The sequence below is a fragment of the Lyngbya sp. CCY1209 genome, from assembly GCF_055795065.1.
On sequence record NZ_JAYFER010000189.1, the window covers coordinates 1 to 3,245 of the forward strand.

The 3,245-nt window shown below is 55.8% G+C and carries 4 protein-coding genes; 1 reads left to right on the top strand and 3 read right to left on the bottom strand.

Annotated elements, in window-relative coordinates; translation table 11 throughout:
• Positions 1-248: 248 nt before the first annotated feature.
• On the bottom strand, positions 249-1,109 hold the full coding sequence (locus AC0QHF_RS03295) for a sugar kinase (protein WP_324702760.1): 861 nt from the start codon (positions 1,107-1,109) through the stop codon (positions 249-251).
• Positions 1,110-1,459: 350 nt separating this feature from the next.
• Between AC0QHF_RS03295 and AC0QHF_RS03300 the strand changes: the two genes are divergently transcribed.
• Positions 1,460-1,846 (top strand): hypothetical protein, encoded by a 387-nt coding sequence (locus AC0QHF_RS03300; protein ID WP_324702761.1) that lies wholly within the window; start codon positions 1,460-1,462, stop codon positions 1,844-1,846.
• Between the two features lie 258 nt (positions 1,847-2,104).
• Here the strand turns inward: AC0QHF_RS03300 and AC0QHF_RS03305 are convergent, their stop codons facing one another.
• Entirely contained in the window at positions 2,105-2,662 is a 558-nt protein-coding gene (locus AC0QHF_RS03305) for an RNA 2'-phosphotransferase (RefSeq protein WP_324702762.1), read from the bottom strand.
• Between the two features lie 37 nt (positions 2,663-2,699).
• A complete protein-coding gene (locus tag AC0QHF_RS03310) occupies positions 2,700-3,152 on the bottom strand; it encodes a Fur family transcriptional regulator (protein ID WP_324702763.1) in 453 nt (150 codons plus the stop codon).
• Between the last annotated feature and the right edge of the window lie 93 nt (positions 3,153-3,245).

Here is a 3,245-nt window from a genome sequence, read left to right on the forward strand (position 1 = left end):
TACAAGCCTAAAATCAGTCATTCAAACAGAGTACCAAATTTTGAGGATGCGATCGCCTCAATTATCAACTCTGTAGGAGCCCCTGGCTTGCGCCCTTTTTCATCTGGCGCCGGGCGAATATCAAATCAGGGCGTATGCCATACGCCCCTACAAAAATGCGATCGCACCCCCGCATCTCCCAACCGTGCTGCTATATTGGGTTGGGACAGATCCTCTCTCTGTGTTCCTCTGTGCCTCTGTGGTAAAATTCAATCACTTTCCATCCATTCCCGAGTCCCGAAATACCGGCAAGAATCGGACGCCACTTCCGCCGCCTTTCCCAGTGCCTCTTCCCAAGATTCCTGTAAAATAAAGTGACAGAAAGCACCGTGAAAAATATCCCCCGCACCCAGCGTATCCACCGGCGCGATTGGGGGAACCTCGATGTTATTATAAACCCCTCGATGATGGGACCCGATCGCACCTCCCCCGTGGGTGATCGCAATGTGGGGAATTCCCAAATTTTTCAGATATTCAAAAACCTCCGTTTCCGTTTGGCAATCTGGGGGATGAAAGTTGGCGGAACAGATGATATAATCGATGTCGGGCAACACCGTTTCAAATCCGGGTTTCCAGCTTCCCCCATCCACGACGACGGGGATATTTTTACCCTCGGCAAATCGGACGATTTCCCGACTCAACGCCATCTGATGTCCGTCGATTAAAATGATATCAATTCCTTCGATAATATCGGCGGAAATCGCGTCCGGCGACAGTTGGGATTGGGTGGCGTTGATGGAGACGACGGCCCGATCGCCCGTGTTTTCGGTGACGGTAATTGAAGAGACGGGAGGGGGTTCGCCGCGATCGCGATCCAAGTCCGTGACATTCACCCCCCACCGTTCCAAATCCGCCCAGATCAGTTGCGTGACGGGATGGCTTCCCACCCCCCCAAAAATTTCGGCGGAATTGCCCAAATGGGCGAAGGTGACGGCGGCGTTGGTGGCGGGTCCTCCGGCGGTGGCGGCGTAGTGGGTGGCGACCACCTTTTGGTTGCGATCGGGGTATTTTTCCACCCCATAAATAAAGTCCAGGGTAATCAATCCGACGAATAGCCCGCTGTGAGACATGGCACCCATTTTTCAGTCCGAACACCAGATAAAAGATAACATTTTTACAGACAAATTCGGTCGCGATCGCACCCCGGCCGATCCGCGATCGCGTCATTTTACCGCCGATATCGAAAATTTCACCCCCAAGGTAGGGGTCGCGGAGCCCCGATCGGATCTAACCTGAAATAGAACGGGCACTTTATAGCGCTGCGGGCGGTCCTCGAGAATCGGGAGTCGGGAGTCGGGAAAACTCAAAGCCCCTTTAAAGCGAGGTTTTGAAGTTTTCGGGGTTCCCTCGATTTGTTAACATACGAGCGCTCATTGCTATATTTATATTTGTCCGCGCGATCGCACAGATGGAGTCAAAAATGGTCAATTCCACAGACACTCAAAATCATCGGGTCGTCGCCGATATCAAGCCGGAAACCCACGCCAGATTGGTGGCTTTCATGGAAGAACGCAACATCGACCAATCCACGGCGATCGATTTCATTGTCAGCAACTATTTAAACGTCCCCCCACCCGCCGCCGTGAGAACCGGAAAAACGACCGCCAGTCCGTCCGCCGAGAGGGCCGTCCCCGGCAAAGAAGGCATCACCCAAGAACAACTGGTCGCAATCCTCAACTGCGACTCCGGACGCCTGACCCAAATCCGCGATTATCCCGTCGTCCTAACCGACTACACCCGCCAGAGAGATCCCCAGGGACGGGCGTGGGAATACAACTCCGACTCCGGCCTGTATTCTATCATTTAATTTCGGGGGAACCGCCCATGATTCGCATCGGCACTTCGGGGGGGGAGAATCACTCAAAGTCCCCATCCCCCCCTACCCCCCCTTTGTAAGGGGGGAGATCAAGGGGGATAATGGGGGATATCAACCCGCGATTACAGTCAGAGAAATCCCCCCCTACCCCCCCTTTGTAAGGGGGGAGATCAAGGGGGATAATGGGGGATCGAACCGTATCGCGGCAGATAGGCAACTGCTGTAATTAACCTCAATTCGATCTGGTTTTTAATCCAGGCGGCGGAGATACTCCGGTGGCACCGCGTCCACCAACCAAACTCCATTCGCCGAACAATAAAAAACGTACCCCGCCGCTGCCATCGCCGCCGTGTCGATCGCCAAAATGACCGGACGTCCGTGCCGCATCCCCACCCGCCGCGCCGTTTCCGCGTCCGCAGACAGGTGGACGTGGTGGCGAGACATTTTCAATAACCCCCACCTCAGAATCGACTCCAGCGACGGTTCCCCCGTGCCGTGGTAGAGAATTTCGGGGGGTTTCCGGGGCTCCAATTGCAAGTCCACCGGGACGCTGTGGCCCTGGTTGGCGCGGATCAGAGTCCCCGTCTCGTCGAAGGAAAACCGCCGCTTGTCGCTGTTCGCCACCACCGCCTCCAATTCGGCGCGACTGAGGGGAAATCGGTGCGCCTCGCAAGCCGCCACCAGGTCCTCCACCGCCACCCATCCGCCGGGGGACAGTTTCAACCCCAGGCGATCGGGTTGGTGTCGCAAATGCTTGCTGAGGTATTTGCTAATTTTGACGAGGCGTGATGGGGATAGCGCTTCCATTCACCACCAATCCTTTTGTCAGATGGATGGATCGATTTTATCCGTTTTCGGAGGAAGATTCCGCTTCTGCGGCGCAGTGCGAACAGAGTCCGTGTACCGTCACCTCGTAGCTTTCCGCTTTCCCACCCGATCGCAATCCGCTCAAGTCTAACCCCTGAAACTGTTCCCAGGGAATATCCGCGATCGCCGCGCAGTTGCGACACTGAAAGTGGTGGTGCGGCTTGACGTTGCCATCGTAGCGGGCTACCCCCCCGTCCAGGAGGACTTCCCGCACCAAACCGACTTCCTGGAGCACTTGCAGCGAACTGTAAACCGTAGCCTGGGACGACACCGGAATATCTTTGTTGAGATCCGTGAGAAGCTGATCCGCCGTGGGGTGGTCGGCGCGAGACAAGAGGTTGGCATAGATCGCGTAGCGCTGGGGGGTCACTTTCAACCCCTTCTCCTTCAGGCGCCCGATAATTTCTGATCGCTGCAATGAACTCGCCATCTCGGATGATTCTCTCACGTAGCCAGTTAAGGCGATAGCTGGTCAGCTACCTGAAGGGGAGGGCACGAAGCCCCCGTGCTTCAGCCGGGGGTG